This window comes from Wolbachia endosymbiont of Drosophila leontia (assembly GCF_028981785.1).
In the GTDB taxonomy this organism is placed as follows: domain Bacteria; phylum Pseudomonadota; class Alphaproteobacteria; order Rickettsiales; family Anaplasmataceae; genus Wolbachia; species Wolbachia pipientis.
Map to the genome: position 1 here is coordinate 1 of NZ_JAPQLK010000145.1, position 2,850 is coordinate 2,850.

At 35.4% G+C, this 2,850-nt stretch carries 2 protein-coding genes and 1 pseudogene; 1 reads left to right on the plus strand and 2 read right to left on the minus strand.

The features are described from left to right. Nucleotides 1-66: 66 nt before the first annotated feature. Nucleotides 67-333, plus strand: a pseudogene (locus OZD63_RS05490) (hypothetical protein); the annotation flags it as partial. A gap of 72 nt (nt 334-405) precedes the next feature. Here OZD63_RS05490 and thyX read toward each other — a convergent pair. Both thyX and murA read right to left on the minus strand, forming a co-directional pair. Then, the gene (thyX, locus tag OZD63_RS05495) at nt 406-1,260 is read right to left on the minus strand and encodes an FAD-dependent thymidylate synthase (protein WP_274979785.1); all 855 of its coding nucleotides are present in this window, start codon (nt 1,258-1,260) and stop codon (nt 406-408) included. A gap of 9 nt (nt 1,261-1,269) precedes the next feature. Next, nucleotides 1,270-2,547 carry a UDP-N-acetylglucosamine 1-carboxyvinyltransferase gene (gene murA / locus OZD63_RS05500; RefSeq protein ID WP_274979784.1) on the minus strand — a complete coding sequence of 426 codons (1,278 nt, stop codon included), beginning with the start codon at nt 2,545-2,547 and terminating at the stop codon, nt 1,270-1,272. Nucleotides 2,548-2,850: the final 303 nt, after the last annotated feature.

Sequence of the window (2,850 nt, forward strand, 5' to 3'; positions counted from 1 at the left end):
ACCAGCTTGCAAATGATTGTCCTTTCCTTCATTTCTCTCCTATTACGAAGATTTTAAACAGGTTCTAAGGTGGAGCTGCAAGTGACATATGATGATGTAAAGAATTTTTATGATACCGTACGTGGTAAATATCATGCTGGCGATGGATATAACTACGAACAAGTAATGGTTTTATATAATGAAATTGTTAGGCCCGCTCACAATCATCATTACGAGCTGTTTACTCTTGATGAAGCACATGTTGCTAATGATCACCTGTTTATCAAGGGTCAGGATTTTGGAACTCTAAATGATTTTAATGGGATGTTCTATAAAAGTGATGAGTTAATGTGATGTAAAAAGCAAGATTCAATCTGGTGAACGAGAGTTAACTGACAGAGGAGATTGACACGTATGCCTTTATCTTTAAGATTGTTTATCAAGTGTAGACATCAGCTCGCCCCATTCTCTTTTACCAATATTACTTTCTTCTCTAGTAACGTTTTCCCCTTTAATTAATTTGCGAATTATTTCTAGACCAGTTCTTGAAATACAGGCTGATTCTAGGCAATATTCAACAAAGGCATTGTAGGCCAGTGGAACCCATTTTTTTGTTATATCCAGCATAACTTCTGCATAAACTCTGATTTCATATTGGGCATGCTTATCAGCTCTAAGCTTCAAAAAATGAAGGAGATTATGCAGATCTATTTTCCAATAAAATTGCGTGTAGTAATTAAGCATTAGGTTAGTTCTGGCAATTTCTCTTGCAAGCCCCTGCTCAATAAATTTTTCATAATGAGAATATACTAAATTAGAGTCATTTGTTAGAGAATCTATTATTTCCTTTGAGGTATCTGGATCAAAAGCTTCCCCGCTACCTTGTTTATTATTGTCAGATTGTTTTGCAACTTGTTCTGGTTTAGGTGTATAAAATTCATTATCAAGTATTGAATACCTTGCTGAATATTCATTCACATTTGCAGTTCTATGCCTTATCCATTGCCTTGCAACAAAAATTGGAAGTTTCACGTGAAACTTAATTTCACACATTTCAAATGGAGTTGTATGATGATGTCTCATTAAATACTTTATAAGTGCTTCATCCTGACTTGTCTGTTTTGTTCCCTTACCATAAGAAACACGAGCAGCTTGAACTATAGCGCTATCAGAGCCCATATAATCCACTACTCGAATAAATCCATGGTCTAATACCTTATGTTCTTCATATAAGATTGCATCTATTTCTTTTACTATAGTTCGTTTGGTTGCTTCATTCATAAAATATCCTCAAGACGAAATGGAGATATCAGCTCCACATGAATTGAGTTTTTCATGCATTGCTTCATATCCTCTCCATAAATGATGTGAATTGTTTATTATAGTTTCTCCACCGGCTACCAAAGAAGCAAGCACCAAAGCTGCTGTTGATCTTAAGTCAGTAGCATATAGATTAGCTCCAGATAAGCTTTTTATTCCACTTATAGTAGCTTTGCTTTTCTCGATGCTGATATTAGCACCTAACTTTCTCAATTCATCTGCATGTGTAAATCTGTTTTCAAAAATGTTCTCTTCAATTACTGATATCCCATCAGCGATGCACATTGCAGACATCAGTTGTGGTTGCATATCACTGGGAAAATTGGGGTATGGATCTGTCGCAACGTTAGCAGACTTAATAGAGCCATTTTTTCTGGAAATAACAATGCCTCCATCATACAGTTCAACCATAGCTCCTATAGTCTCCAACTCATTTATAATACACCTTATATCAGATAGATTTATTCCTTCCAACTCCAACTTACCACCGGTTATTATAGCAGCTAGTGCATAGGTGCCTGCTTCTATGCGATCTGGTATTATTTTATGAACACATCCATTTAGTGCTTCAACTCCTGTTATTATGACCTTTGTATTATCAATTTCAATATCAGCACCCATTTTCTTCAGAAAATCTATTAAATCAAGAACTTCCGGCTCAGTTGCAGCATTGTTTATTGTTGTCACTCCTTCTGCAAATGTTGCTGCCATTATTACATTTTCTGTTGCGCCAACACTTATTTTCTCAAATGTGATTTCTTTTCCTTGTAGCTTTCCTTTCACTGTTGCAATTATATTATAGCCGTCAATTTCAATTTTAGCTCCCATTTCTTCTAATGCTTTAATATGCATATCAACGGGACGCTTTCCAATGTTGCATCCACCAGGAAATGCTGTTCTCGCTTTGCCAAATCTGCTAAGCATTGGACCCAATATTAGAAAAGAAGTTCTTAGCTTACTTGCGGTTTTATATGGCATCACGTGATTGTTGATATTGCTGCAGTCAATTTTCAAAGTATGGTTCGCTTTATAATTTTTATTGTGCATAAAGTTCACTTCTGCTCCAAGACTTTCAAGCAACTTAGACATTAGATGCACATCAATTAAATCAGGTACATTATGCAAAATTACCGGGGAGCTACTTAATAGACTTGCTGCCATTATTGGTAAAACAGCATTTTTTGAGCCATTAATCTCGATTTTTCCGACCAAAAGTTTGTAGTTATTTCTTATTAATATCTTGTGCATTTAATTAGATATAAAGTATAATTCATTAGTTTATTGAAGTCTTACTAAGTATAATAGATTGACCGTAAAAGGCAAAATTTGCTTTTTCTTCCTCATCATCCCAGTGTCATGCTACCTGCATGACACCTGATGCGAATTGCCCCCGAAATTTTATACTATGAATTACTCAAATGACGCTCTCGAGCTTTATCAAACCAAATAACACCAATTGCAACAATGAAATAACCAGCTGCTCCTAAGAACCTGTTTAAAATCTTCGTAATAGGAGAGAAATGAAGGAAAGGACAATCATTTGCAAGCTGG

What these genes read in the sequence shown, in the direction of transcription:
- thyX (WP_274979785.1), bottom strand. Translation starts at nt 1,260, where the DNA reads ATGAATGAAGCAACCAAACGAACTATAGTAAAAGAAATAGATGCAATC.
- murA (WP_274979784.1), bottom strand. Translation starts at nt 2,547, where the DNA reads ATGCACAAGATATTAATAAGAAATAACTACAAACTTTTGGTCGGAAAA.